This window comes from Paenibacillus sp. FSL R7-0179 (genome assembly GCF_038002265.1).
In the GTDB taxonomy this organism is placed as follows: Bacteria; Bacillota; Bacilli; order Paenibacillales; family Paenibacillaceae; genus Paenibacillus_AQ.
Genome location: NZ_JBBOCC010000002.1, coordinates 1,592,096 through 1,618,626, shown reverse-complemented (window position 1 = coordinate 1,618,626; position 26,531 = coordinate 1,592,096). Strand labels below are relative to the sequence as shown.

Below are 26,531 nucleotides of genomic sequence, written 5' to 3'. Positions count from 1 at the left end.
TTCCTTTCGCCTTGGGCTAGTAATGGACTTTACGGTTCTGAGTCATCCAGGTAATGGAGGTGACCAGCATAATGATCAGGAACAGCACCCAGGACATCGCGGAGGCGTAGCCCATTTTGAAGCGCTCGAAGCCTTCCTCATAAATTTGGTACACGATAACAGTACTGGAATAGTTGGGACCGCCGCTGGTCAGGAACTTGATCATGTCGAAGATTTTGAAGGAAGAGATCGTGCTCGTGATTGCCAGGAAAAAGGTAGTCGGCCCCAGCAGCGGCAGCGTAATCCGCCGGAATTGTCCGATCCCGCTGGCCCCGTCAATCGTCGCCGCCTCATACAGCTCCTCGGGAATATTCGTCATCCCCGCCAGGAAAATAATCATCTGGTAGCCCAGCAGCTGCCAGACATAAATAATCATAATCGCAATCAGCGAGAAGCTGGTATCGACCAGCCAGCGCGGCGGTTCGGATACCCCGAGCTGCATCAGGATCTGATTGACCGGCCCCTTGGACGGATGGTAGAGTGCCTGCCAGACTGCCGCGATCGCCACGGTGGAACAGATATACGGTACAAAGAAGGCGACCTTGAAAAACGTCTTGGCATAAAGCTTCTTATGGATCAGCGCCGAGAGCACTACTCCCAGCAGCATCGTAACCGGCACCGTACCGACCGTGAACAGCACATTATTCTTCAGGGCCAGCAGGAAGCGGTTGTCCCTGAACAGCTCGATAAAGTTATCGAGGCCAACGAAGTTGATCGCCGACAAGCCGCCGACCAGGTTCCACTCCGTCAGGCTGAGGAACAGGCTGAACAGCAGCGGGAACACCGCGATGACCAGCATCCCGATCACCTCCGGCGCAATGAACAGCCATCCGGCGAGCTGCTCCCGTCTCTTGCGCGTCCAATACGTGCCGGCTGCGGGCTTGGCCGTTTTCCGGGTAACCGCAGATTCACTCATCGCGCACCCACCTCTGCTGCTGCGCCGCAGGAGGCCGGCTGTGGGCTTTTACAACTAACTAATGCATATGTTTCGTACTCCATCTCGCCCTCACTTTCCCGGAAGACACTTGGGCTATGCTATAAGCCTAGGCCGCCTGCCGCTCATCTATACGCTAATTTTAGCAAGAGACCCGGAGGAGTACGGTATAGCTTTCATACGGGTTGATGTGTATTATTTTGACTTTCAGGGGGGGAAGCGAGTGCGAGGAGCTGGTTGAACAGGTTGGGCATATGGCGCTGGGAAGCTGGGAGAGAGGGCCTGACGGGTGGGTGACTGCCGGGGCGGGTTGACGTTGGATGGGTGATGGATGGATGGCGGGTGATTGAATGATGGGGATTGACTAAGGGGTGCTGACGGGTGGTTGGTAGGTGACTAGCTGACGCGTGTGAAATGATGAGGATTGACTATGAGTGCTGGCAGGGCTGGTGAGTGGATCGTTACAGGTTGATCGCAGGGAGTCGGGCTGGTAATGGGAGGTATGGAAACAAACTTAGGGGTTGAGCAACCTGATCAGCCGACTCAGAGGGATTTATACACTACATTTGCTCATCTGGCCCACTTTTGGGGAAATCAGAGGGATTTATACACTACATTCGCTCGCCTGGCCCACTTTTGGGGAAATCAGAGGGATTTATACACTACATTCGCTCGCCTGGCCCACTTTTGGGGAAATCAGAGGGATTTATACACTACATTTGCTCATCTGGCCCACTTTTGGGGAAATCAGAGGGATTTATACACTACATTCGCTCGCCTGGCCCACTTTTGGGGAAATCAGAGGGATTTTGGACTCCTGTCAAGAAAGTAGACAAAACCTACAACGTTTTTCGCTTAAATGTGGCTGCAAACTGAACCGGAGAAACGTACCCCAGTGCCCCATGGATTCGTTTACGGTTGTAGAAAAATTCAATGTACTGGAAAATGGCATCATACGCCTGTTGCTTCGTTTTAAATCGATTCCAGTACACCAACTCTTTTTTTAAGAGGCTGTGAAAAGATTCGATACAGGCGTTATCATAACAGTTTCCTTTGCGGCTCATGCTTGCGGTCATCTGGTACGTCTTTAGGCGTTCCCGGTAGTCTGCAGAGGCGTACTGGGAGCCTCGATCCGAATGGTGAATCAAGCCCTTTCCGGGGCGTTTGGCCTGGTAGGCAGCGTCCAGAGCGCCCTGTACGAGGTCAGTGGTCATCCGGTCGCTAAGCCGCCAGCCGACAATCTCCCGGGTACACAGGTCCAGCACGCTCGCCAAGTACATTCGTCCTTCCCGGCAGGGAATGTAGGTGATATCCGCTACCCACGTCTGGTTCGGCTTTTCCGTGTGAAATTGCTGGTTTAACAAGTTGGGGGCAATGGGTAGCGGATGGTTGGAGTCGGTGGTGCATACGCGAAATCTCTTTGCGACACAAGAGCGCAGCCCCAGTTCTTTCATGTACTTGCCTACCGTGCGTTCACTGACCTGGTGCCCTTCACGCACTAGGAGAACCTTGATTTTGGGGCTGCCATAGCGACCCTTAGAGTCGTGAAAATGATAGGCAATCCGCTTTAGCAACAAGGCTTTACGAGTGGCTTGAGGGCTGGGCTTCGCTGTTCTCCATTTGTAATACCCGCTCCGGGACACCTGAAAGACACTGCACATCTTCTCCACGCGGAACTCGGAGCGATGATCTTCAATAAACCGAAATCTCAGTTCTTTGGATTGCTGAAGATGTGCACGGCTTTTTTTAGGATGGCCATCTCCTCTGTCAGGTCTGCGAGTTCTTGCTCCCGCTCCTTCAGTTGACGTTCCAGCTCTCTGTATTTGTCTGGAGTAATGATGGGCTCATTCTCAAACTGCCGGTACTGACCTAGCCATTTATGCAACGTTTTGGCGGGGACATCCAGCTCCAGGGCCAATTCCGCCACCGTTTTCGTCTGCTCCTGGATGTACTTTACGGCCTGTCTTTTGTATTCTTCATTGTAGCTTCTCCGTGTTCCACTCATGCGGACACCTCCTCGTTAAACTCATTATCTCTATTCTCTTAACGGGTGTCCACGGTTAACACTAACAGCATTTATACACTACATTTGCTCACCTGGCCCACTTTTGGGGAGAATACAGTGTTCTCCTGCGCCTCATTTGCTCATCTAGCCGACTTTTGCCGAGATCAGGGGCACTTCTGCGCTTCATTCCCACACCAAAAAAAGGATACAGCCGCAAAGCATCAATTGGTCAGGATTGCGGCCGTGCCCTTTGCTGTTATCTTACGCAAATTTGCAGAGATTGTTTCATTTTTATTTCAAATTTGACAGAATCGCACTGAGAATTAGGCCTGTGTCCAGCGCCATATCCTCAAAATCAGCCACGGGCAGCGGATTCTTGCCCACTCCCAGCTCGACGGTGAAGCCCGGCTTGCGGAAGCGCTCGATGAACCAGTCCTTGTAGCCGGCATCGCTGCCGGTCAGCTCCACCGCCCGGTAGCCGCTGGCTGCTGCCAGCTGGGCCGCCCAATCCCTGCTCTCCGGCGGCTCATAGCCCCGGTAGTTCCAGTAGATCTCAGCTCCCTGGCTGTGCAGCGAGACGGCCGCATCGCCCGGAACCCGCTCAGCCAGTGCCGCCAGCGCCGCCGCTTCCGGCTCACTGAGCGGTGCCGGTCCGCTGTAATCGCGCGGAGCCGGTCCGGGCACCTGCCGCCGGTCACGTTCCTCTTCCCAGTGTGCGGGGAACTGGTCCCCCAGATCGACGCCGCGGATGTTCGCCTTCCAGTGCCGGAAGCTGCGCCTGCCGCAGTTCCACGCCATCAACTCCCGGTAATAAGGATTATCCGCGAGAACCCCTTCCTGCACCAGCTCAACACCGTCGGGATTCGCCATGGGCACAGCCCAGAGCGTCCAGTCCCGGTGCCAGTCCGCAGGCTGACGTCCGTGCCAGTCCGCACCAGACGTATAGGCAGCGGCATATTCTTCCAGGAAGCGCATCAGACAAGGGGCCGTCAGCCACTCGTTGGCATGCAGCGCGGCATTCACATGCAGGTGGCGCGGGCCGCTGCCGATCCGCAGCAGGCGGAGCGGCTTGCTGAGTACACTGTGGCCTATAACTTCGCTGCTGACACAAGAATAGCGGGCCGCAAGCCTTGCAGCATCCGCCTCTATCTCAGCCGGTCCGTATTCCCCGCGCAGATAGACCTCTGTCCCCCGGGTGAGCGCCGGAATCACCAGCACCTTGCCCGGCAGGCAGATGCGTCCCGAGCTTACCCCGGGATTCAGCATCTCCAGCTCATCTACACCCACCCCGAACAAGGACGCGATGCTCTGCACATCGTCCCCCGCCTGCACCGCATACCGCTTGCGCGGTGCAGACGGCAGGAACAGCACCTGGCCCGGATATAGATAGGGCTGGCTTCCAGCCCATGGATTTCCTTGAATGACATGCTCTGGTGTCAATCCGTGTCTTGCGGCGATACGGCTTACGGTATCTCCCGTGCGGGCAATATATTGCTGCATAGGTCTCATCCTCCCGGCCCTCTTGTGCCTGCGTCCCTATCATCCTGCTTAATGACCTGCGGGACCCGGCCCTCATGCCTAGTATATGAGCAGCAGCAGCGGGTCATGTGGAAATGTAACAACTCGGAGGTGTGCAGAACGTTCCGCAGACAATCAAGAGGAAAAAGACCGGGAAGTCCTCCCGGTCTCATCTCCCTGACATTCCCTGCAAGGGGTTTGTCCCTATTCAGTTCACTGCTGTAATGCTCTCTTCCTACAGAGTGGATACTTGCCAGACGACAGGCGTCCGGCTGATCTGCTCGCCCAGCCAGTCCCGGGCGATCCGCTGGAAGATCTCCGCATCTCCACTGCAAAAGAACTGGTGAATCGGACTCTCATCCCCGCGTGCCAGCTGGCCCTTATCATAGAGGATGGTGCTGATCTCCCGCGCGGTCTCATCCGCCGAGCTAATCAGCTTGACGCCGGGTCCCATTACCTTGCCGATCGGCTCGACCAGGAACGGATAATGCGTGCAGCCGAGAATCAGCGTGTCAATCGGCTCGTACTTCATGCCGTTCAGTGATTCAGCCACCGCCAGATGGCTCTCCTCCGAGCGAAATAGCCCCTGCTCCACGTAGGGCACAAGCGCCGGACAAGCTTGGCTGACCACCTGAACGAAGGGGGACAGCTGCTTCAGCGCCGCCGTATAGGCACCGCTTGTAATCGTACCGATGGTCCCGATAACGCCGACCTGTCCGCTCTTGGAGGCGCTGATGGCAGCGCGGGCACCGGGGTGAATGACTCCGATCACAGGAATGGCTACCTTGGCGGAGATATAATCAAGAGCTGCTGCAGTTGCTGTGTTGCAAGCAATGACGATCATTTTAGGATTAAATTGAATTAAGTAGTCCACGATTTGTTCAGTGAACAATTTCACTTCCTCAGTGGAACGGGGTCCGTACGGGGCTCTTGCCGTATCGCCGAAATAGATGATTTTCTCCCGGGGGAGCTGTCGCATCACTTCCTTGACAACGGTCAATCCTCCTACACCTGAGTCTAATATTGCTATTGCCTGCTGCACGAACACACCGCATCCTTTAACTCGTTTTGTGTAGCTTATGTAAGGCTGGAATAATGTGTACCAGGATTTCAGCCCCAATTGCAGATAATACTCCATTTACGGGTTCAGTTCAAGTGGGGAGCCAGGGAAGCCACAATACGCACCCTCCTGAAGCATGCCGTCACACGCAAAAGCCGCCCCCCGCCTGCCAGCGGAGAACGGCTTCATATCGATCAAGCGAAGCTTACGACAGCTTCCCTGCAGTCTTGCCATCCTCGATAGCTTCAGCTACTGCCGCATCCGTACCGGTCACAGCTTCGATCTCAGCGTCAGCCACGGCGGCTTGCTCCGCAGCTTCATAAGCAGCGATCTCGTCTTTTACAGCTTCCACTGCATCTGTGACCTCTACAGCCTGCTCAGCAATACCGCTTACTGTGGCTACATCGGCTTCTTCCACGGCACATTTAGCGGACTTGCTCCATTCCTTCACCTCATGCGCCACCGAGACTACCGCTTCTTTGGCCTTACCGTAGATCTCTGTAGTCTTCTCACTGGCCTGGCCGGCAATCACCTGAACCTTATCCACCGCTTCCGTTGTGCCTTCGGCAATATCCTTGCGCAGCTCCTTACCCGGCTTAGGGGCGAACAGCAGCGCTGTCACCGATCCTACAATACTGCCGGCAATGACGCCCCAGAGCAAGCTTTTGTTATCTTTTTTCATCATCAATCTCTCCTTTGGATTCTATTGTGCCTCTGCCCGGCCACCCGGGCGATCGCCTATTTCTGCTATATCATAAGCATAGAGAGGATGTCCTGTGACTGCTCAGCCCTTGATTTCGGAAGTTTTCTGCTTGGGATTCGGCGTGATCGCATACCGGCAGCATTGGCCGCCCTCCGCCATACACTCACTGCGTGTCACCTTCGCCTCCAGCAGCTCCTCGAACAAATGCTGCTCGCACTGGCAAGCCTTGCGGTACTGGGTAGCCACCTGACGGATGGGACAATTATACTCCCGCAGTGTGTACGAGCCGTCATCTTCCTTGCTCCATTCCGCCATATAGCCCCCGGCATTCTGAATCGTAGACAGCTCCGCAACCCGCTCCTCCAGCTCTCGGCTCTTCATCATAGGGCTATACTGGGCAAGCATCCGCCGCTTACGGCCCTCGAACAGCATATTGACCGCATCCGTCCCGCTCCCGTGGTCCAGCTCCCGCAGCAGCTCCAGCGCCAGATTGTGATAGCTTTTAGGAAAATGATCCTCCGCCCGCTCGGTAAGCGAATATACATGCATCGGACGTCCCATAGCCTGGCGCACGACCTTGGTTCTCACCAGTGACTCCTGCTCCAGCTGAAGCACATGGCGGCGGACACCCATCTCGGTAATTCCCAATTCCTCAGCAAGAGCGCTGATCGTCAGCGGACCTCTCATCTTCAGCAGTGTCATAATCATCCGCCGGGTTGAACCGCTCTCCTGACTCTTCTTCGCCATAAAGGACCTCCTTTCTGTCTGTATGCACACAGCCCCGGCTTCAGTTAGCCCGTGACCCCGCTGCCCAGCTCCTGATCCAGATACCTGCGCACCTCGCTGGCGAATTTCTCCAGAATATCCGGCAGCGTCAGGGTCATGGGGTGCAATTCTTTGCGTTCCCACACAAAATAATCCTGAACCAGCGGCTTGCGCAAGGCCACAAGCGAAGTCAGATCCTCGTAGATCCCGCTGTCTCCCAGCACCTTTTCCTCATGAATAATAGATATAATATCCTCGTAGCTTCCGGCATCACGCATAATGAACCCGTCAATCAGACAGCTGCCCACATCCGTCACGACTTCAACGGCCAGATGTAAGCACCGTTCCTGCACCAGACCCAGCAGCGTACTGCCGTCCCAGGAAGAAGCTGCATACGCTAGACCTTCGTTAAGATCCGGGATCTGTTCAAGAATAACTTCTATTTGCTTCCGGTTGACATAATACACAGCTGACCCTCCACCCTGCGGTATTTAGTAAACTTCCCTAACATGAACTGCCGTTATTTCCCACGCCTGCCCCGGCGCTTCAGCCAGAACACCATCACGACACACGCCGCCATAAAAACAATCAGATACGTCAATGCTTCCATCGGATACTCAAGCTCGCGCATTCCGCTCACCGCTTTCCGTGCTTAATGGGTTCCAGCCTTGCAAGTACGTGCCGTCTCAAATCTCGTAATCGACCGCTACCGACAGTTCCTTAACTTCATTGATATGGGCAATGACTTCCTTGTGGGCCGGATGCACCTGATACGCCTGTAGATCCTCCATCGAGGCCACAACCGTGACCAGGGCGATATCGAACGAACGCTCCGAGTGAATCAGATCGGCCCCGACTTCAATGGACAGCAGCTGCGGAATTCTTCCTTCCATATTACGGAGGACTGCAACCGTCTCTGCGACCTTGTCTCGGGACCGGTCCTTTAATTTGAAGAAAACAATATGCTTGATCATCTATCCCGCTCCCAGCCTGATTAATGTGAAATGGATTACTCAAAATATATCATAAACCGCAGCATTACTGAAACAATCTTGGTTCATGACCAAAACAGGTGCTTTGCACTCTGGACGAATGCCGTAATGAAATGGTAAAGTCATAACAGTTAAACTAGATGATCCGTCACTTCATTAAATCAGTACACCCGGAGGTATTATGGCTAAAAATCAGCAAGAAACACATAAAATTCAGGCCTGGTCTCTGATCAACCGCAAATATCTTGGACAAGGCGTACGGGTCAAACGATTTCGCCGCCCCAAACGCAGCCAGATCCGCAACCGCGTTCTGCTGGCCATCCTGATGGCCAAGGACATGAAGCTCTCCCGGCTTGCAGAAGAGCTCTCCGTCTCCTCACGCAGCGTAAGCGCATGGGTATATGAAGGACGCATTCCCTCCAGAACCAATCTGGACAAGGTCTGCCGCCACTTAGGCTATCCGCCCCATATCCTGTTCAACGAAGCTCTTCTGCGGCAAAGTCCGATTGTGTGCCAGCCGACCCCATCCCGTTTCATGAAAAGAACGCTCGCCCATTCACCGCAGCACAACGCGATTCTGACCGGACTCTGCATGGTGTATGATTTCTCTGTCACCGATGTCAGCATCTGGATCGGCGTCCATCCCGGCACCTTCCGCAAGTGGCTGCACCATTGTCATCTGCCTACATTGGCGCTTCAGGAGAAAGCTGAGAACTTCTTCCGCATTCCGCGGCATATCCTGTTCGCCGACTGCGAGCTCCATTAACTTCATTAAATAGAAAGCCGCAGGATGATGAGGGAGTAAGTACAGCATAGGTTCACAGTAAGGCCCTTCTCGCCGCAGGGAGGGGCCATGTTGGCGTTTCTGTCTCAGAACGCAGCTACCTTTTAAGCGCAAGGATCGTTCTTAGTATGTATTCATGAGTCCCGCCCTGCGGGCTCTGTAGCGACTCGGTAAAGGAACCTGTCTCCAGAATCTCCGTCCCGGCAAAATGCTCCCGCAAATCGGCATCGCTGAAGAAGTGGGCGTATTTATCCTCTTTGTATTCAAATGTGCCCGGCTCCAGCTCTCTCCCGCAGCCGTTATGGGGATCTTCATCAGAAAAGCTGGTGAAGTAGAGCAGCCCTCCAGTTCTAACCTGACTGAGACTGGCCTCAATCAGGCGACGGCGGTCCCCGGCGAGGAATAAATGCAGAACATCGTAGCAGTATACGGCATCTACAGACTGCCCAAGCTGCGGCTCCAGCGCCGAGCCTGCAATAAAACTCGTTCCCGGGTCCCATACTGTACCCAGCTCCAGTGCCGCCTCACTTAGTTCTATTCCATATACTGTAAATTCAGCGGAGAACACCTTGGTATTCCGCCCATACCCGGCACCCGGAACGAGCACAGTGGATACGCCTGCCTCCCTGAATTTCCGCTTTGCCCATACTGCCGACGGGCTGGGCTCACTCCCCCAGATCATCCCCTCCTGCGCAAATCTTTTACTCCAATACTCTGTCATGTAGCTCCTTCTTTCTGTGTTCAGAATATGATCCTGCGTGGTCTTAAGATTAACGCCGCTTATTCCGCATGGCATTCAACAGCTTCACTCCGGCTTCATCCTTGGTAGTGTAATAATCATACTCTGGAGACTCTTTGGCATAGAGTGCGATCTTCCCCTCAGCATCGTAATGGACACCCCAGCCGTATTTCTTGGGCAGCATGGAGGCCCGCAGGCACGGATGATTTTTTGAGAACAGCGCTGTCCAGATTTCCTCCCGGCGTGATTCACGCTCTTCTTCAGGAATAGCCTTGTGCCGCACATACACCTGGTACAGCAGTTCTTCATGATTATAACGGTAAGGCGAGCCGGCCAGCAGATGATACTGAATAACATGAGCAGGTGGGAGCGGACGATCAGATACAGGGATGGTGCCGGTCTCCACCGGGCAATCTTCTGCAATCCGGATAAATGTATCAGTATAGCTCATAGGTAAGCCTCCTTCAGCAGGACAATACTATTCTCCTATCATAGTCCACTCTGCCCGATCCGGCAAAGGCTATAGACACAGCAAAACGGCTGGCTCCTGTAGCACAGAGAGATCAGCCGTCTTGCCGTTATCGTATTTGGTTAAGTTAAAAGTTTACCAGCTGGACTTGGTGACACCTGGAATTTGTCCCTTATGTGCCAGCTCCCGGAAGACGATCCGGGATACTTTGAATCTGGCGAGGTATCCCCGCGGTCTGCCGGACACGCTGCATCTGTTCTTTTGGCGGGTGGCTGAGGAATCCCGGGGCAGCTTCTGCAGTGCCATTACATCGCCCGCCGCCTTCAGCTCTCTGCGCTTGTCGGCGTACTTCGCCACCAGCTCCTGCCGCTTCTGTTCCTTCACAACCTTGGATTTCTTGGCCACTATAGATCAGCTCCTTCGTTTTTATTCGTTCAGCGCCTGGGTCAGCGCGTCAAGATTCTGCCGCATCAGACTCAGGTAATCGAGATTGTGGGCAGCGTCTTCCTCTGTTAATCCTTCAATTGGATTCAGCACGGCGGTCTTGGCTCCTATTTCCTGGGCAATAGTATCGGCGACACTCGAGGAGACCAAGGTTTCAAAAAAGATCGTGGTCACCTTATTCGCCTTGGCGAACTCCACGATTGACGCCATCTGTGCAGCAGAGGGCTCCTGCTCCGGCGACAGCCCGGCAATCGGCACCTGCGTCAAGCCATATTGCTGTGCCAGATAACCAAACGCGGCATGCTGAGTAATAAAGTCCTTGCGCTTCGTGTTCTGGAGCCCGGCTCTGAAATCCTGATCCAGCTGCTCCAGCTTGGCGATATAAGCTTCGCTGTTAGCGTGGAAGGCAGCGGCATTCCCGGGAAAAGCTGCGGAGAGTGCTGCTTCAATGGTCTGAACCTCCCGGATTGCCATCACAGGATCCAGCCATACATGAGGATCAAGGCCGCCATGGTCGTGAGCGTGGTCATGGTCGTTGTCTGCTTCACTGTTAGCGGAATCAGTATGGGAATGATCATGATCGCTTCCTTCAGCTGCGGATTCATCATGATGATGTTCATGATCGTGATCGTCGTCTGCTCCACTTGCCGCTTCCTCTTCATGGCTGTGCTCATGCTCGTGTTCATGTTCATGCTCTGCTCCTTCAATAATCTGGAGTCCTTTACTTGCCTCTATTGTAATGAGATCACTTCCGGCCGCACTGTCCACAATCTGCTGCGCCCAGCCTTCCATGCCTGCCCCATTGTAGACAAGCACATCTGCATCCGATATATCAGCCATATCCTTCGCGGTTGGTTCCCAGTCATGCGGCTCGACCCCGGGCGGGACCAGTACCTCCACATCGGCGAGGTCACCGGTAATGCTTTTTGTGAATTCATACATCGGGTAAAAGCTGACCTTAATGTTCAATTTATCCGCTGCCGGTATAGTAGTCGCTCCGGCCGCAGCCGATGGTGTAGACGCCGGACTGCTGGTAGAAGCGGCTTTGGTCCCAGTATTGTTGCCGCAGCCGGAGATCACCAGCATGGCGGTCAAGGATAAAGCGGCAAGCTGACGGATGCTGAATGTGGACTGTGCGGCCGAATTGGACTTTGCTATGGATTTGAATTTCATCATATGTTGTGAGACCCCTTTTCTTCGTTAGCTTGAGATGAATAACGGCTGCGGCTGCGCAGCCTGATCAGCTTCTGCACCGCAATGGCCAGCAGCAGAAATACCAGCAGAATAAGTGCAATCGTGCCTCCTGGAGGCGTGTTGATATAGTAGGAAGCTGTAAGCCCGCTGAACACACCGGTCAGCCCCACACTGACGGAGATTATTATAGCTGCCGTGAAGCCTGAGGCCATCCGCAGCGCAATGGAGGCGGGCAGCACAATCAGAGCCGATACAAGCAGCACACCCACCACTGGCATGGCTGCGGCAACGGTCATGCCGGTTAGAACAGCGAACGAGAAGGACAACCACCCGGTATGGACACCGCTGATAGCGGCGGTCTCTTCGTCGAAGGTCAGGCTGTACAGCGGGCGGCGCAGAATAATGAAGTAGAGAATACCGGCTGTGGCCACCACAGCAATCAGCTTAAGCTGGGTATCGCTTACCGCAACGATGGAGCCAAACAGATAAGAGCTGAAGCTCTTGGTCAAGTTCTGCTTCATGCTCATCAGCACAACGGCCAGTGCCAGGCCGGAGGTCATAATAATGGCAACCGGAAGCTCACTGTAGGTACGGTAAGATCGGCGCAGCTGCTCAATAACCAGCCCTCCTGCTACTGCTACAGTGAAACCGCTAAGAGCAGGGTTCCAGCCCAATACGGAACCCAGTGCAACACCGGCAAGAGAGACATGAGACAGCGTATCCGCCATCAGCACCTGCCTACGCAGCATCAGATACACTCCCAGCAAGGGTCCGATCAGCCCGATCAGGCCTCCTGCCCAAAATGCGCGTTGCATGAATTCGTAACCAAGCATGTCCAGCCCTCCTGCTCCTTGCGTTCCAGCGTAATCACGGTATCCAGATACGAACTTGTCTCCTCCAGGCCGTGCGTAACCATAATGACGGTCCGGCCGTGGCGGCTGACATAATGCCGCATCAGCTCATAGAACCCGGTGCGGCTGGCAGCGTCCATCCCCGTTACCGGCTCATCCAGCACCAGCACCTGCGGCTGCTGGGCCAGCGCGCGGGCGATGCAGATCCGCTGCTTCTGTCCACCGGACAGCTCGCCGATTCTCCGGTTACGGTACTCCCACATCTCCACCTGCCGCAGGCTGCTCTCAACGAGCGCCTCCTGTTCCTTAGTGAAGCGGCGGAACAATCCCAGCCTGGAATAACAGCCGGAACGGACCAGCTCAATGACCTTGCTCGGAAATCCGGCATTGAAGGAGGCTACCTGCTGCGGCACATAACCGACCTCCAGCCTGCCTCCTCCGGTAATTTCCCGGTTCAGCGTGACCGTTCCGCTCCAGGGCTTCAGCAAGCCCAGCATCAGCTTCAGCAGTGTAGTCTTCGCAGCCCCGTTCGGTCCGGTAATCCCAATGAACTGCCCGGCCTCCAAATCCAGCGACAAGCGGTCAATGACCGGCTCATCCCCGTAACCGAACACCACATCCCGCATCGATGACAGAATCATATGGCATCGTTCCTCCCTTCCTGACACTGTAGCGGAACGTTTCGAGCTAAAGTGTCCGTTAGCTGTTAATGAACTTGTTAGTGAAAACTATTAAGCAGCTATTAGCTCACTATTTATTCGTAATTATTACGTTTTAACTTTAATGATTTTATCGTAATAATTACGATTTGTAAACCCGTAAACATAAATCAATCGTAATCACAACGATTTGGACTTGCTTTATTCTCTGATGGTAGGACACCAAATTACGTAATCACTCAGCACTTGCATCGCCGTACCTCACATTACATGTTGTGATCGCTTTTCCGACTACATTTGGACCACGTGCCCGCGCAACGCCGAATGTGTTCGGTTTTCCGATTACATTCGGCCCACGCACTCCCGCCCCGCACATTGTAATCGGTTTTCCGATTACATCCGGCCCACGCACCCCCGTCTCAGCACATTGTAATCGGTTTTCCGACTATATCCGGCCCACGCACCCCCGTCTCAGCACATTGTAATCGGTTTTCCGATTACATTCGGCCCACGCACTCCCGTCTCAGCACATTGCTCCACAGCCCCCTAAAGAAGTTGGAGTCCTCCCCCACAAAAATGTAGACTAGAAACAGGAGGAGGATGAACGGTATGGGACACTTAACAGGAACAAGAGAGAAAGCCGCGCAAGAGGTGTTGTCTGGCATTAAGGCAGCGGTGGTTGCCCGAAAGTATGGGGTGACCCCATCGACGGTGAATCAGTGGGTGAGAGATTACCGCGAAGCCCATGGGGAACAAGAGCATCCGTATCCCCAGGAGCAGGTGGAGGAATTGAAGCGCCTCCTGGATGTGGAGCAGAAATACGAGAAGGCGATCAAGATCCTCGGTGAAAAGGAGTTAGAGATCGAGATTCTGCGTGAACTGCTAAAAAAGCCAACCCCTGCTTATCCGAAAAAATCGAGATAGCCGAGATGTTCATTAAGCAGGGGAATACCGCAGCGTTGGTACTCCGTCTCGTGGGGCTCGCAGAGTCTACGTATTACGACCGTAAGAAACGCAAGTCACAGGAGCCACAGGCCGTACCTCAGGGGCGCGGAAGACCCGTACCCGGCTACTCCCTGACCGAGTCTGGAGAGAAGATTAGCGACGAGGAAATCCAAGAATGGCTGCTGGAATTAATCGCTGGAGAAGAGCACGTGTACGGATACAAACTGCTGGCCAAGTGCTTGTGGAACCAGCACGGGCTGAGGCTCAATCACAAGAAAAGTTACCGGCTGTGTCAGGCGCTGGATATCCTGCAGCCGCAGCGTCACAAGCGCTTTAAGCATCCCCGCAGGCTGCCGGAGAACCGGGTCATTACCGGAGCAGGCCAGCTCTGGCAGATGGACATTAAGTATGGATACGTAGCGGGCCGAGACCGGCATTTCTTTGTCCTGAGCATAATCGATGTGTTTACCCGTGTCATCGTCGGCTACCACCGCGGAGCGTCATGTGAGGCCAAGCACGCCTGCCAGACGCTGGGACGCGCCATGGAGCAACACTGCGCCCCTGGCAGCGCACGCCCGGTGATCCGCACCGACAACGGCCCACAGTTCGTCAGCCACCTGTTTGGCGACATGTGTGAAAGCTGGGAAATGACCCATGAACGCATTCCGCCTCGAACGCCAGATTTAAATGCTTTTATTGAATCGTTCCACAGCAATATCGACCGGGATTTGTTCCGAAAAGAGGCCTTCGACACCTTCGAAGAGGCCTATGAAGCCGTGGACCGGTACATGGACTTTTACAACAATCGCAGAATGCATACGAGCCTTCGGAACATGCCGCCAGCTACCTTTGCGGAGTGGGTCCTGACTCTAGAAGACCGCTCCCGCTTCTTCTGGCCGAGAGAAAAAGCGAAATAAAGAGCATAGCTACGACAAGTACCGATTTGATACGGAGGACTCCGGGATAAGGGGGTCGCACCGATTGTAATCGGTTTTCCGATTACATTCGGCCCACGCACCCCCGTCTCAGCACATTGTTGTTAATCGGTTTTCCGATTACATTCGGCCCACGCACTCCCGCCCCGCACATTGTAATCGGTTTTCCGATTACATCCGGCCCACTCGCTCCATTAAGCGTGGGAAAGCCGGAATCAGCTCAATGATTCCGGCTCCCTTACACCGCCTCAGCTAATGTACCACTTCCCCTGCCACAACATCCTTCTACTCCTGCCCCGCTGCAAGCAACTCCTCGACGAACCAAGGAAGCGGGTTGTTGAATTTCGTCCAGTCCTGCTTCATCTCCTCTGAAGTCAGCAGGCAGCGGTCCAGCCGGGCTTCGATATCGTCACGGTTCATCTGGACTCCGATGAAGACGATCTCATTCAGCCGGTCTCCCCACTGCCCGTCCCACTTCGCCAGTACATCCGGTTCTGCAGCCAACACCTCCTGCTGCTGCTCCTCCGGCAGGGTAGCCAGCCAATAACCGGCGGGTCCGAACTGAATGGACGGCCCTGCCTGGCTGATGGTCGCTGCTAGATCACCGCTGGCCGCCAGCCAGACCAGTCCTTTTGCCCGGACGATCTCAGAGGGCCAGTTGCTGAAGAAGAAGCTCAGCCGCTGCGGGTGGAACGGTGTTCTCCGGCGGTAGACGAAGGAGGTAATGCCGTATTCCTCAGTCTCCGGGGTGTGTTCTTCCTTAGCAAGCTCAGCAATCCAGCCGGACGACTGGCTGGTCTGTCCGAAATCGAACAATCCCGTATTCAGAATCTCCGATAGCTCCACCTGAGCATTCACCGTACGGATGATCTTCGCCCGCGGCTGAAGTCTGCGCAGAACCGCCTCCAGCTTGTTCAGCTCTGCCTCCTCCACCAGATCGCACTTGTTGAGCAGCAGCACATCACAGGTCTCGATCTGATCGATTAGCAGATCGACGATATCCCGGAAGTCGCCTTCACCCGCCGTCATATTGCGGTCCAGCAGACTGTCGCCCGAGGCGAAATCATGCCAGAAGCGGTTGGCATCGACCACCGTCACCATCGTGTCCAGCCGGGCCAGCTCCGTCAGGTCAATATCCAGCTCCGGGTTCGGGTAAGTGAAGGTCTGGGCCACCGGGACCGGCTCGCTGATCCCGGAGGATTCAATCAGAATGTAATCGAAGCGCCCCTCCGAAGCGAGATGATTCACTTCTCGCAGCAGATCATCACGGAGGGTGCAGCAGATGCAGCCATTGGACATCTCCACCAGCTTCTCCTCTGTGCGCGAAAGGCTGCTTCCTGATTTCACCAGATTCGCATCCACATTCACTTCACTCATATCATTGACGATAACGGCTACCTTCAGGCCCTCACGATTATGCAAAATATGATTGAGCAGTGTAGTCTTACCAGAGCCAAGATATCCGCTTAGCACGGTTACAGGAATTTTGTCCATTGTAGTCTCCTTGTACATTATATTTTCAGAATAACGCTGCTAAGCAGCTTAGCGGGTCTCCCGGTGCAGCGTGACACGCTTCAGGCGCGGGCAATATTTTCGCATCTCCAGGCGTTCCGGTGTCGTTCTCTTATTCTTCGTGGTGGTATAGTTGCGGTCGCCCGTCTCCGTACAGGCCAAGGTAACGATTACTCTCATCTCCATCAAACTCCTTTCGTTTAATCGTAATTATTACGATTTACACATTCTACACGCTCTATCCCTGCGCTGTCAACAGCTCCCCGAACATTTCGGCTCTCTTAGATTAGTGTTCTTTCCTGAATAAGCTTGACGTATAGATGGAATTACAAGCGGAAGCGGCTTGGCCGCCTTCTTATGGGGACGGTACTATTGGAGCGGGAGAGTGAGCCATGAAGATACCTGTGATTATACTGAGCGGATTTCTGGGGAGCGGAAAGACGACCCTGCTGCTGAGTCTGCTGAAGGAGAGCAAGCGGAGAGGGCTGAACCCGGGGGTGATCATGAATGAGCTGGGCGCCAAGGATGTGGACGGCTATATCCTGCAGGAGAGTACCGGCACAAGTGTGGAAAAGCTGCTGGACGGCTGCATCTGCTGCAGCCGCAAGGAGGAGCTGCCGCGCAGCCTGAGCACCCTGCTGGCGCGCCGCCCGGACATCATCTACATCGAACTTACAGGAGTAGCTGACCCGGATGAGATCGCAAAGTCGCTGCTGGCACCGTCGCTGGCAGACCGGCTGCAGCTGCACCACGCCATTACGCTGCTGGATGCCGAGAATGCACTGGAGTATAGCAGCCGCTTCTCGTCCGACAAGCAGCTCGTCCGCACTCTGCGCAAGCAGATCACCACCGCTGATCTCATCATCGTTAACAAAAGCGATCTGGTAGAACCTGAGACTCTGTGGAAGATTGAGAAGATGGTCTCCAAACAAAATTCGGAATCCGAGATTGTCTTCACCCACTACAGCCAGATTAATCTCGCTCCGCTGTTCACAGGCATCGCAGCACGCAGTTTTAAGGGCTCTGCTCCCAGGCGCGGCCCCGGCAATATCAGCGGTGTCACACTCCAGCGGATGAACACGGGCAGTAGCAGCGGCGTCAGCGTGGCGGCAGTGCATGAGCCTGAAACCGGGACGGACGGCTCTTTTTCCCAAGTCGCAGCCGTGACGTTAACCGTTCCTGCGGCATGGGCAGGGAGTCTCCGGCAGGAGGAGCTGGAGCATTTTTTGCGGCAATGGGGCTACAGTCTGCTCCGGGCCAAAGGCCATGTGCGGCTTGCCGGCCGGGATTCCGTACAGCTGGTGCAGCTCGCAGGGAACCGCATCTCCTGGGAGGCTTCAAGCTACCCGGGCCAGCCATATATCGTCTGCATTGGCCTGAATCTGGACGAGAAGGCCATCAGCCGCAGCTGGGCAGCGTTATTCAGCTAAGACCCCTGTGCGGGAAGGAGCCGAAGAAATCATGACCACCCTTAATCCGATTAAAATATTGCCGCTGCTCTTTTCCGCCGCTTTTCTGCTGACAGCGGGCAGCCTGTGGCTGCCTGGACATCTGAGCCTGCTGGACAACGGCTATGTCGACACGTTCAAAACTGCATTCCTCGGCATTCTGCTGGAGGCCTTGCCGTTTGTCCTGCTGGGCGCGCTGCTCTCCTCCCTGCTCCGCGTCTTCGTGCCAGACGAGCTGATCTCACGCTGGATTCCGCGCCGCGCGGTTCCGGCTATTCTCTTCGGCTGCCTGCTCGGAATCCTCTTTCCCGTCTGTGAATGCGGGATGATTCCGCTGGTCCGCCGCCTCATGCATAAGGGGATGCCGCTCTATGTTGCCATCGTCTTCATTCTGTCCGGCCCGATCCTCAATCCGGTCGTCTACGGAGCCACCCTGACGGCCTTCCGCTCCCATCCGGAGCTGGCCTACACCCGGATGGGACTGGCTTTTGCCGTAGCGGCATGTATTGGCCTGATCATCTACGGGACTGTCCGCAGATCGCCGCTGCGCCTGTCCATCCGCCGGGAGGGAAGCGAAGAGCAGCACGGCACACTACGCGGAGGCCGGGCAGCGGCAGTCCTGGTGCATACGTCGGATGAATTCTTTGAGATGGGCAAATTCCTGATCATCGGCTGTCTGCTGACTGCGGGCATCCAGACCTTCATGAATCAGAGCAGCCTGTCCGCCATTGGAGACCGTCCGCTCGGCTCCTACGTGTTCATGATGGGACTGGCCTTCGCACTCTCGCTCTGCTCCACCTCCGACGCCTTCGTTGCTTCCACGTTCCTGCATACCTTCCCGGCAGGAGCCCTGCTCGCCTTCGTGGTGCTGGGACCGATGCTCGATTTCAAGAACGCGCTGATGCTGCTCTCGCTGTTCAAGACCCGATTCGCCCTGTACCTGTTCTTCCTCATTGCCGCGGCCGTATTCACCGGCTCCGTACTCGCTTCCTTCTGGCTGTAGCTTCCGTGAAATCCCGAATAACTGGAGGAGGATCTGCATGAATAGCTCCGCAAGCATCCGGTTTCATTACGTACTTAGGGCGGTTATTCTGCTCGCCTTCGCCCTCTATATCGGACATCTGGTCCAGCAGGACGCCCTCCATTATTATGTTGCGCCCAAGCTGGCCCGCTGGATCAGATTGTGCCCGGTTCCGCTCTCCCTGATGGCGCTCAGTCTCGGGCTCCAAGCTGTGCTGGGCCGAAGCTCCGCCCTCTGCGACTGCGAGCACCGCCTGCCCCGTTCATTCATAGGCAGCTCCGCACTGTACAGCCTGTTCCTGCTCCCGCTGCTGCTCGGCTTCCTGCTGCCCGACCGGGCACTTGGCAGTGCCGCAGCGGCCAAGAAGGGCCTTGCCCTGTCCTACACTGCCGTAGAGTCCGGCACCGGGGCGAGGTTCACTCCGGCCAACCCCTATGAGGCCGAATTCGCAGAGCTGGCCGGCCAGCTCTACAGGCAGCCCGTGATCCCTGTGTTCCCTGAGATTTTCTCGGAAACGCTGGGCGCTCTCAACCTGTACAAATCACAGTTCGAGGGCAAGGAGATCGCCGTATCCGGCTTCCTGTACCGTGAGCCGCAGGGGTCCGGCCAATCCGGCTATGCCGTCAGCCGCTTCCTGGTTCAGTGTTGTACGGCAGATGCCACTCCTTTCGGCATTCTTCTTGCGCCAGGTACACAAATAAGCCTGCCCGCCGATACCTGGATTGAGGTTCGGGGCAAGCTTCATGTGACTCTTCATGAGGGAGTTGAAACTCTGCAGATTGCTCCGCAGAGCATAACCGCAACGGCAGAACCGTCCACACCTTATGTGTACACGAATGCCGATGCCGCAGCGGCATGGAAAGAGCTGCAGCCTTGATTAGATGACCGCGTCCAGCGCATCGTCATCCTCCAGCGAAGATTCCGGATTGGTGATCTCCACCAGGAGACGGGCCGGAATGCAAATAATCTGCTGCTTCGGCCGGGAGATGAATCCCATATCCAGCGCAATGGTCAGCGGAGCATCGGAATAGGTCATTTGAATACCATAGTCGTATACCTTCAGCGTGTTATGACCATACCTGGTGCGGATATCAATAATCTGCTCTTCTTTGGTTAGCTGCACAGTCTTGTAGGCTTTGCCATTCACTGTGATTACTGCCTCCAACTCCCCTTGCTTATACGGATGACTGTGGTTAGAGAACCACTTGAAGCCGTAGATGGAACCGGCGGCCAGCAACACTATAAGAATCAGCAGGAAATCTCCGCGCTTCATGATTTTCACTCGGTTGACCCTTTCGATTACCATTATATATTCGTAATAATTACGATTTATATAATAGTAAAGCAGACAAAGGATAGCTGTCAATATGAATAGCGCTTCCCTGGTCCGGCAGTCCTCCAGCCTAATCCATGACAAGATTATCTGCGGATGCTGCCCGACCATTCCCTCAGGACTCTGTCGAGCTCTTCTCCACGGATCGGCTTGGGAATAAAGTCCTGCATTCCTGCCCGGAGGCACATCTCTTCATCTTCCTTACGGGCAAAGGCCGTGGCGGCAATAATCACCGGGGACAGCCCCATCGCTTCGCGGATCTGCCGGGTCGCCTCAATTCCGTCCATGCCCGGCATCTGAATATCCATGAACACCAGATCATAATGCCGGGAACGTACAGCTTCTACCGCCTGCTCCCCGTTCACTGCCAGGTCTGAGGAGTAGCCGCGCTTTTTGAGAAAAGTCTGCAGGATCTGCTGATTCACCTGATGATCCTCTGCGACAAGGATTGACAACGGGCCGTATTGACCCTCGGGATGATCCAGATTGAAGATCCCGCCCTTATACTCCTGAGTGGCAGCAACTCCTGCCAATGGCGCCTCGCCCGGCTCCTCCACCGAATACATCACGCCGATGGTGAAGTAGAACTCCGATCCTTCCCCTTCGACGCTGTTCACACCGATAGCTCCATCCAGCAGCTCGACCAGCTTCTTGCTGATCGCCAGCCCCAGTCCCGTCCCGCCGTACTTACGGTTGATCGAAGGGTCGAGCTGGGAAAAGGACTGGAATAACAGGTTCTGGCTGCCCTGCGGAATGCCAATACCGGTATCGGTTACCGAGAACCTCAGAATCAGCGAGCCCGGCTCCCCGGCAGCCTCCAGCTTCACTGAGACGCCGACCTCGCCTTCTTCCGTGAACTTGACCGCATTGCCGACGAGGTTCACCAGCACCTGCCTCAGCCTGGTTTCGTCGGTGATGACAACTGCCGGGATATCAGGATCAATATGGCTGCGCAGAATCAGCCCTTTCTCCTGGATACGGGGATAGAATAGCTCACAGACGTTCTGAACAACCTGCCGGATATCGACCGGCTGGAGATCCAGCGTCATCATGCCGGATTCAATTTTACTGAAATCCAGCACCTCGTTAAGAATATGCACGAGCGCAGCGCCGCTTTTATTGATAATCTGGGTGTAATACTGCTGTTCCTCCGTAAGCTCTGTTCCCGACAGGAGATCGGCCATCCCGATAATTCCATTCATCGGCGTACGCAGCTCGTGGCTCATAATCGCCAGGAACTCCGACTTGGCCCGGTCAGCCTTCTCCGCAGATTCCTTGGCACGCTCCACAGCCTTCTCCTCGGTGATATCCCTGAAGACCACCACCGCCCCCTTATGCTCACCGTTATCATATAATGCCGTCATCCGGTATTTGACCAGGAAGCTGGAGCCGTCCTGACGCCAGAAAATCCCTTCCTGCTCCTGCTCATAAGAGAGCCTCGTCTTGAGCAACTCCGCCAGCGTCCGGTGTCCCCCGGGATACAGCTCACCGTCCATCCAGGTCTGCGCGATCGTATGCAGCTTGATATTGCCGGCCAGCTCCCCCGGATTATACCCGAGCATGACAGAGGCAGCGGGATTGATAAATACGGTCTCCCCCTCCAGATTCATGCCAAAAATCCCCTCAGACACAGAGTTCAGGATCAGCGCATGCTCATAGCTAAGCTTCTCAATCTGCTCCAAATACCGCTTAGGCTCTGTAATATCACTGGTAATGGCAAATACGCCGACCACCTCATGATCAATCAGCATAGGGACATAAATCATCCCCACCTCCACCCGCTCTCCGTCGTGACGGATCACCCGGGTATCGAAGGTCTGGGCCCTGCCTCCGGCTGCCGCCAGAAACCGCATATTCACATGCTCCAGCTCATCCTCTTCAATAATCTCACTGTAACTGGAATGCATCAGGGTCTCTCTGCTGTATCCGGTCAGCTGCTCCAGACTGGCATTCATTGACTGAATGTATCCCTGGAGATCCATGGCACTGATGGCAGACGGATTGTATTCGAAAAGCGACTTGTAGCGGTTCTCGCTCTCACGCAGCTGCTCCTCCATCCGCTCGCGCTCAGTCACATCCTGCACCATACCGCGGATCTGTTGAACCTTGCCGGAGGCGTCCAGAATCACTTCCCAGTGTGCGTAGAGAGACTTACGATCCTCACTGCCCTTTACTCTGAAAATCGCCTCGCCCTTAGCCCCGGACTTCAGCGTATAATGCAGCTCTTCGCGCAATCTGTCCAGGTCCTCCGGCACTACACAGTCAAGCAACTGAGTATAATGGACCACGGTATGATTTCCGCAATTCCCGCCTAATTCAAAGATAGCCATCAGCTGGCCGGAGACGATCAGCTGCTCATATACGGAATTCCACTCCCAGGAGCCCATTTGTCCAAGCTCCTGCGCGGCAGCCAGCATATCTTCAACCTTCTTCCGCTCGGTGATGTCACGGGCAATCGTCAGGATCTGCCGTACTTCACCTTCACGGTTCCGCACCACCTGAAAGGAGCTTTGGATCCAAAGATAATGGCCGTCCTTATGCCTCACTCTGCGTGTGAAGGTATCATTGTCAGAGTAGAGCTTACCCGGTCCGGCCATTTCCAGCGCATCCGCTTCATGGTAAAAATCCGTTTTGTTGCGGCCGATCATGTCGCTGGGCGGATAACCCAGCAGCGCTTCGACCGACGGGGAGACGTAGCGCAGCGTCCCGTCGGGATCGGCGAATGAAATCATATCCGGGGTGTGTTCCGTAACCAGCTCGTAGAGCTGGTGGTCCTCCTCTATCTTCTTCTCCGCCAGCTTACGCGCGGTGATATCAGTCATCTCTGCAACCAGATGGGAGGGACTTCCGCTCTGTTCATCAATGATCAGAAAAAGATGCAGGGCAACCCAGAGCATCTCACCATTCTTATGTACGAACCGCTTTTCGGTATCTACAGCCATATCGGGTCTGCTTATTAAGTCATTCATAATCTGCCCGTGATCCAGGGTATCCCCTTCACCCGGATAGACGATATCCTGGTAACGCAGCTCCTTGAGTTCGGTCTCGGTGTATCCAAACATCCCGCAAAGCGCAGGGTTGGCCATGAGCATAGTTCCATCCGTAATGGATACTGCCGCATATCCTATTGAGGACCGCATGTACAAGTGCTTAAATAGTGTGTCGGACAAAGCTGGAGCCTCCTCTGAGAAAATGGGGGACATAATTTAGTAACATTATACCTTTTTTTCGGAATTTATGCTCCAGACCTAAAGTCCCGCTAATGAAGATACTCCGGGCAAGCTTGCCGCTGGAAACGGTGCATATTCACACACAAAAACCCCACAAAGTGGGGCTTTAGCGCAGGTGATGACTCAGGTGCTTTGAGGGGACCCCAAAACATATACATTCTTATATTTTCAAAAAACCGCCCTGGTCACTTGCATGACATCAAGGCGGTACAGGTTAGTCCAGTCTCCTGCGCGGCAGCCAGAAGGCACAGAAGAGTACCAGTGTCAGCGATAGACCGGCAAGCAGCCACTTGCCGTTATCCCCTGGCTCCTTAAGCTGGCCGAACAGGTAAAAGGGCCCAGTCAGTTTGCCTTTAGTGGTGAAATCCAGCAGATACCAGGAGAATCCGGCAATATATCCAGCTGAGAGGTTACCGGCCAGAAGAGTGGCCGTCAGACCGGCTGACCCCATCACAATGGCGGTGATTGCCGTCCCTCCCACCATCGGCCATAACTCAAAATCCGCGCCGTGTCCATGTATCCAGGTGAACAAAGCAGCAACAGCAAGGAAGATATAGAGAGCGGTAAGCAGCCAGCGGAACAGAAATAACGGAAGATGACGCACCCGTTTGGCATAAAGCACCTCCTGGATACCGCCATCCTCCAGCAGACCCAGATGCGGATAGACTATCAGTCCCAGCAGGCTGACGAGGAATTCTCCCAGCTTCGCAGCCTGGAGCCTGTCCATTAATACAGGGTCTATGAATACCGGTACGGCTGCCAAAAGTACCGCTGACAACAACCAGGAATAATGCACTGTCAGCTTGAGGTTGTAACGGGCGAGCGGCGCGATGATCTGCCGGCTCATCTCAGTGCTCCGGATGCGGGCACCGCCGGAGTCCGCTTCGTCTTTCTCCTGCCAAGTGACTGGGCAGCATCCAGACGGCTGCGGTTTCGCTCCCAGAGCCAGGCTGCCCCCGCGGTCAGAAGAATGGCCAGCAGCAGGTAGAAGCTGCGGTTAAGGGCAATCTCATCTGCCCAGCCGCGGTACAGATTATAGTCATTAGGTGAATTAAAGCGGATGAACAGCCGACTCAGCCCATAGGAGCCCATGAGCGGCAGTACGGATACGAACCACCAGATGATCTGCAAGGCGATAGGCACAATGCCCCGGCGGAACAGCATGGAGCCGAACATCCCGAAGGCTACCGAGATCCATAGGGTGGGCAGCAGCCACCAGGCCGTATAGCTGAGAAAGGTCCTTATGGCCTGCCCCGTCTGACCTGTAAGTCCAAGCGTATCCACCGTCTGCCAGCCCCCGATGACAGCCAGAATGAGGTAGACCAGAGAGAGCATAATCCCTTGGGCGATAAACTTGGACCCGACATACACCCACGGGGAGACCCTGCGGCTGTAGATCAGTTCATTCATCCGGCTGGAGCGGTCCCGCAGCAGCAGGAAGGCGGACAGAAAGACCGGGAAGATCCCTGCGGGCAACGACAGATAATCACTGAAATAGCGGGCGGCTCCGGGAAGCAGCTCTCCACCGTCTACCTTAGCATTGTACTCCGCAAGCTGCGCTTCCTGCGCCTTCATTGCTTCGTCTATAGACGTTGTAGCATAACCGTAGTTACTCAACCCTTGCTGATACATACTGCTTCCGCCCAATTCGCTGTTCAATGCCTCAGCGATCTGGTACACCTCATCCATGGTATATTGGCCGGGGTCCTTCAGGACTTTGTCCAGCTGCGAGATGGCAGCAGTTAAGGCGGCCTTCTCTCCGGCATCCAGCCCTATCTCCATCGGGAATCCCAGCCTCAGCTTCTCACCCGCTCCATCATTCAGATCCCACTGCATATGAATCTTCATCTGTTCAGCCAAGCTGCGGGTATCCCACGGAACCGCCCAGCCGTAATAAGGCTGTTCCGCAGTCCCCATATTCTGCGGCGTACTTATTACAGGAGGACTGAGCTCTCCCCAGGTCTCCTCCGTAGCATAAGAAGTGAAATAGAAGAATACGCTGGCAATCACAAACAGATAGAACACCAGACTGCGCAGCGTCATGCGCATCTCCTTGCCGATCAATGCCATCATACGCAGGATTCCTCCCTGCGCATCAGGTGCAGGTACGCATCTTCAATCGATGGCGCGGCTTGCTGTGCCCCTGCGTACGGCTGCTCCTCCGCCAGTACCCGGACCCGCATGCCTGCACCCTCCGGCACGGCAGACAGTACCGGGAAGCGGTCGCGGTCCCGCTCCCACTGCGCCCGGTCCAGCTCAGCGATCCAGACACGTCCGGCCGCAGCGGCGGTAAGATCGCCTATTCTGCCGTGATACCGCAGACTCCCCTTCTGCAGTACAGTCATTTGCTCGCAGGTGGACTCCACATCTTCAACGACATGCGTGGACAGGAGGACAATCCTCCCTTCCGCGAACCGTCCCAGCAGCCGCCGGAAGCGGATGCGCTCCTCAGGGTCCAGCCCCGCTGTCGGCTCATCGACAATCAGCAGCTTCGGCTCATGCACCATGGCCTGGGCCACGCCCAGCCGCCGCTTCATGCCGCCGGACAGCGCCTTGACCTTGGTCCGGCGCTGCTCCGTAAGGTTCACTTGCTCCAGCAGATCATCTATTCTCCGCTTCCGCCCGGAACGGCCGCCTATCCCGGACAGCAGCGCAAGATAATCCATAGCCTCATAGACGGTCATTCCGGGATAGAAGGCGAACTCCTGCGGCAGATAACCGACCAGCTCGCGTACCCGGGCTTTATCCTGCAAGGGAACCCCGCCTATCTCTACTGTTCCTGAACTGGGCGTCAGCAGAGTGGCTAGCAGCCGCATCAGCGTAGTTTTGCCTGCCCCGTTCGGCCCCAGCAGGCCGTGAATGCCCTCGCCTACCCGAAAGCTGATATCCTGCAGGGCTGCCTTGCTTCCGTAAGTCTTGGTCAAATGATTAATGATTAGCTCCATTTCATC

Annotated in this window: 28 protein-coding genes; 6 read left to right on the top strand and 22 right to left on the bottom strand. The window is 55.1% G+C overall.

Going from position 1 to position 26,531, the window contains the following annotated elements; genetic code table 11:
• Window positions 1-16: 16 nt before the first annotated feature.
• The 9 genes from MKX63_RS23430 to MKX63_RS23390 all read right to left on the bottom strand — a co-directional run bounded on the left by MKX63_RS23430 (window position 17) and on the right by MKX63_RS23390 (window position 7,998).
• Window positions 17-955, bottom strand: a complete 939-nt coding sequence (locus MKX63_RS23430; protein ID WP_036702264.1) for a carbohydrate ABC transporter permease — start codon at window positions 953-955, stop codon at window positions 17-19.
• Window positions 956-1,812: 857 nt separating this feature from the next.
• Complete coding sequence (locus tag MKX63_RS23425; protein WP_341018673.1) at window positions 1,813-2,670, bottom strand: IS3 family transposase; 858 nt, start codon at window positions 2,668-2,670, stop codon at window positions 1,813-1,815.
• An 11-nt stretch (window positions 2,671-2,681) separates the two neighbouring features.
• A complete protein-coding gene (locus tag MKX63_RS23420) occupies window positions 2,682-2,978 on the bottom strand; it encodes a transposase (RefSeq protein ID WP_341016938.1) in 297 nt (98 codons plus the stop codon).
• A 291-nt stretch (window positions 2,979-3,269) separates the two neighbouring features.
• Window positions 3,270-4,478: a M14 family metallopeptidase gene (locus tag MKX63_RS23415; RefSeq protein ID WP_341020442.1), complete on the bottom strand. Its 1,209-nt coding sequence runs from the start codon at window positions 4,476-4,478 to the stop codon at window positions 3,270-3,272.
• A 253-nt stretch (window positions 4,479-4,731) separates the two neighbouring features.
• Entirely contained in the window at window positions 4,732-5,538 is an 807-nt protein-coding gene (racE, locus tag MKX63_RS23410) for a glutamate racemase (protein ID WP_341020441.1), read from the bottom strand.
• A 223-nt stretch (window positions 5,539-5,761) separates the two neighbouring features.
• Window positions 5,762-6,238: a YtxH domain-containing protein gene (locus MKX63_RS23405; protein ID WP_341020438.1), complete on the bottom strand. Its 477-nt coding sequence runs from the start codon at window positions 6,236-6,238 to the stop codon at window positions 5,762-5,764.
• Window positions 6,239-6,340: 102 nt separating this feature from the next.
• Window positions 6,341-7,006: a helix-turn-helix transcriptional regulator gene (locus MKX63_RS23400; RefSeq protein WP_341020435.1), complete on the bottom strand. Its 666-nt coding sequence runs from the start codon at window positions 7,004-7,006 to the stop codon at window positions 6,341-6,343.
• Window positions 7,007-7,050: 44 nt separating this feature from the next.
• Window positions 7,051-7,491 (bottom strand): DUF86 domain-containing protein, encoded by a 441-nt coding sequence (locus tag MKX63_RS23395; protein WP_341020434.1) that lies wholly within the window; start codon window positions 7,489-7,491, stop codon window positions 7,051-7,053.
• Window positions 7,492-7,710: 219 nt separating this feature from the next.
• On the bottom strand, window positions 7,711-7,998 hold the full coding sequence (locus MKX63_RS23390) for a Dabb family protein (RefSeq protein WP_341020433.1): 288 nt from the start codon (window positions 7,996-7,998) through the stop codon (window positions 7,711-7,713).
• Between the two features lie 199 nt (window positions 7,999-8,197).
• On the opposite strand from MKX63_RS23390, the gene MKX63_RS23385 reads away from it, so the two are divergent.
• Window positions 8,198-8,782 carry a helix-turn-helix domain-containing protein gene (locus MKX63_RS23385; RefSeq protein WP_036702276.1) on the top strand — a complete coding sequence of 195 codons (585 nt, stop codon included), beginning with the start codon at window positions 8,198-8,200 and terminating at the stop codon, window positions 8,780-8,782.
• A 115-nt stretch (window positions 8,783-8,897) separates the two neighbouring features.
• Here the strand turns inward: MKX63_RS23385 and MKX63_RS23380 are convergent, their stop codons facing one another.
• The 6 genes from MKX63_RS23380 to MKX63_RS23355 form a co-directional block, all read right to left on the bottom strand.
• The gene (locus MKX63_RS23380) at window positions 8,898-9,521 is read right to left on the bottom strand and encodes a class I SAM-dependent methyltransferase (protein ID WP_341020432.1); all 624 of its coding nucleotides are present in this window, start codon (window positions 9,519-9,521) and stop codon (window positions 8,898-8,900) included.
• 49 nt (window positions 9,522-9,570) lie between these two features.
• Complete coding sequence (locus MKX63_RS23375; protein WP_341020430.1) at window positions 9,571-9,990, bottom strand: DUF6157 family protein; 420 nt, start codon at window positions 9,988-9,990, stop codon at window positions 9,571-9,573.
• A 153-nt stretch (window positions 9,991-10,143) separates the two neighbouring features.
• Complete coding sequence (rpsN, locus tag MKX63_RS23370) at window positions 10,144-10,413, bottom strand: 30S ribosomal protein S14 (RefSeq protein WP_341020427.1); 270 nt, start codon at window positions 10,411-10,413, stop codon at window positions 10,144-10,146.
• Window positions 10,414-10,434: 21 nt separating this feature from the next.
• The gene (locus tag MKX63_RS23365) at window positions 10,435-11,628 is read right to left on the bottom strand and encodes a metal ABC transporter substrate-binding protein (RefSeq protein WP_341020425.1); all 1,194 of its coding nucleotides are present in this window, start codon (window positions 11,626-11,628) and stop codon (window positions 10,435-10,437) included.
• Window positions 11,625-12,485: a metal ABC transporter permease gene (locus tag MKX63_RS23360; RefSeq protein ID WP_341023220.1), complete on the bottom strand. Its 861-nt coding sequence runs from the start codon at window positions 12,483-12,485 to the stop codon at window positions 11,625-11,627. The genes MKX63_RS23365 and MKX63_RS23360 overlap by 4 nt, the downstream gene beginning before the upstream one ends.
• On the bottom strand, window positions 12,431-13,138 hold the full coding sequence (locus tag MKX63_RS23355) for a metal ABC transporter ATP-binding protein (protein ID WP_341020423.1): 708 nt from the start codon (window positions 13,136-13,138) through the stop codon (window positions 12,431-12,433). The genes MKX63_RS23360 and MKX63_RS23355 overlap by 55 nt, the downstream gene beginning before the upstream one ends.
• A 627-nt stretch (window positions 13,139-13,765) precedes the next feature.
• On the opposite strand from MKX63_RS23355, the gene MKX63_RS23350 reads away from it, so the two are divergent.
• The gene (locus MKX63_RS23350) at window positions 13,766-14,080 is read left to right on the top strand and encodes a helix-turn-helix domain-containing protein (protein ID WP_341018037.1); all 315 of its coding nucleotides are present in this window, start codon (window positions 13,766-13,768) and stop codon (window positions 14,078-14,080) included.
• Between the two features lie 5 nt (window positions 14,081-14,085).
• Complete coding sequence (locus tag MKX63_RS23345) at window positions 14,086-15,018, top strand: IS3 family transposase (protein ID WP_341020406.1); 933 nt, start codon at window positions 14,086-14,088, stop codon at window positions 15,016-15,018.
• Between the two features lie 303 nt (window positions 15,019-15,321).
• Here the strand turns inward: MKX63_RS23345 and MKX63_RS23340 are convergent, their stop codons facing one another.
• Together MKX63_RS23340 and rpmG are read right to left on the bottom strand one after the other, a co-directional pair.
• Window positions 15,322-16,530, bottom strand: a complete 1,209-nt coding sequence (locus MKX63_RS23340) for a GTP-binding protein (RefSeq protein ID WP_341020421.1) — start codon at window positions 16,528-16,530, stop codon at window positions 15,322-15,324.
• A gap of 48 nt (window positions 16,531-16,578) precedes the next feature.
• On the bottom strand, window positions 16,579-16,728 hold the full coding sequence (gene rpmG / locus MKX63_RS23335) for a 50S ribosomal protein L33 (protein WP_036725285.1): 150 nt from the start codon (window positions 16,726-16,728) through the stop codon (window positions 16,579-16,581).
• A gap of 212 nt (window positions 16,729-16,940) precedes the next feature.
• On the opposite strand from rpmG, the gene MKX63_RS23330 reads away from it, so the two are divergent.
• The 3 genes from MKX63_RS23330 to MKX63_RS23320 are packed head-to-tail and all read left to right on the top strand — an operon-like array spanning window position 16,941 to window position 19,894.
• Window positions 16,941-17,978, top strand: coding sequence for a CobW family GTP-binding protein (locus MKX63_RS23330; RefSeq protein WP_341020419.1), 1,038 nt, complete (start codon window positions 16,941-16,943; stop codon window positions 17,976-17,978).
• Between the two features lie 31 nt (window positions 17,979-18,009).
• Window positions 18,010-18,999 carry a permease gene (locus MKX63_RS23325; protein ID WP_341020417.1) on the top strand — a complete coding sequence of 330 codons (990 nt, stop codon included), beginning with the start codon at window positions 18,010-18,012 and terminating at the stop codon, window positions 18,997-18,999.
• A 37-nt stretch (window positions 19,000-19,036) separates the two neighbouring features.
• Entirely contained in the window at window positions 19,037-19,894 is an 858-nt protein-coding gene (locus MKX63_RS23320) for a TIGR03943 family putative permease subunit (RefSeq protein WP_341020415.1), read from the top strand.
• On the opposite strand, the gene MKX63_RS23315 is transcribed toward MKX63_RS23320, so the two are convergent.
• The 5 genes from MKX63_RS23315 to MKX63_RS23295 all read right to left on the bottom strand — a co-directional run bounded on the left by MKX63_RS23315 (window position 19,895) and on the right by MKX63_RS23295 (window position 26,525).
• Window positions 19,895-20,290 carry a NusG domain II-containing protein gene (locus MKX63_RS23315; RefSeq protein WP_341023217.1) on the bottom strand — a complete coding sequence of 132 codons (396 nt, stop codon included), beginning with the start codon at window positions 20,288-20,290 and terminating at the stop codon, window positions 19,895-19,897. It lies immediately after the preceding gene.
• A 146-nt stretch (window positions 20,291-20,436) separates the two neighbouring features.
• Window positions 20,437-23,520, bottom strand: a complete 3,084-nt coding sequence (locus MKX63_RS23310) for a PAS domain S-box protein (RefSeq protein ID WP_341020414.1) — start codon at window positions 23,518-23,520, stop codon at window positions 20,437-20,439.
• Window positions 23,521-23,794: 274 nt separating this feature from the next.
• Window positions 23,795-24,427, bottom strand: coding sequence for a hypothetical protein (locus MKX63_RS23305; protein ID WP_341020412.1), 633 nt, complete (start codon window positions 24,425-24,427; stop codon window positions 23,795-23,797).
• On the bottom strand, window positions 24,424-25,653 hold the full coding sequence (locus MKX63_RS23300) for an ABC transporter permease (RefSeq protein ID WP_341020411.1): 1,230 nt from the start codon (window positions 25,651-25,653) through the stop codon (window positions 24,424-24,426). Before MKX63_RS23300 ends, MKX63_RS23305 begins: the two co-directional genes overlap by 4 nt.
• Window positions 25,650-26,525 carry an ABC transporter ATP-binding protein gene (locus MKX63_RS23295; RefSeq protein WP_341020409.1) on the bottom strand — a complete coding sequence of 292 codons (876 nt, stop codon included), beginning with the start codon at window positions 26,523-26,525 and terminating at the stop codon, window positions 25,650-25,652. Before MKX63_RS23295 ends, MKX63_RS23300 begins: the two co-directional genes overlap by 4 nt.
• Between the last annotated feature and the right edge of the window lie 6 nt (window positions 26,526-26,531).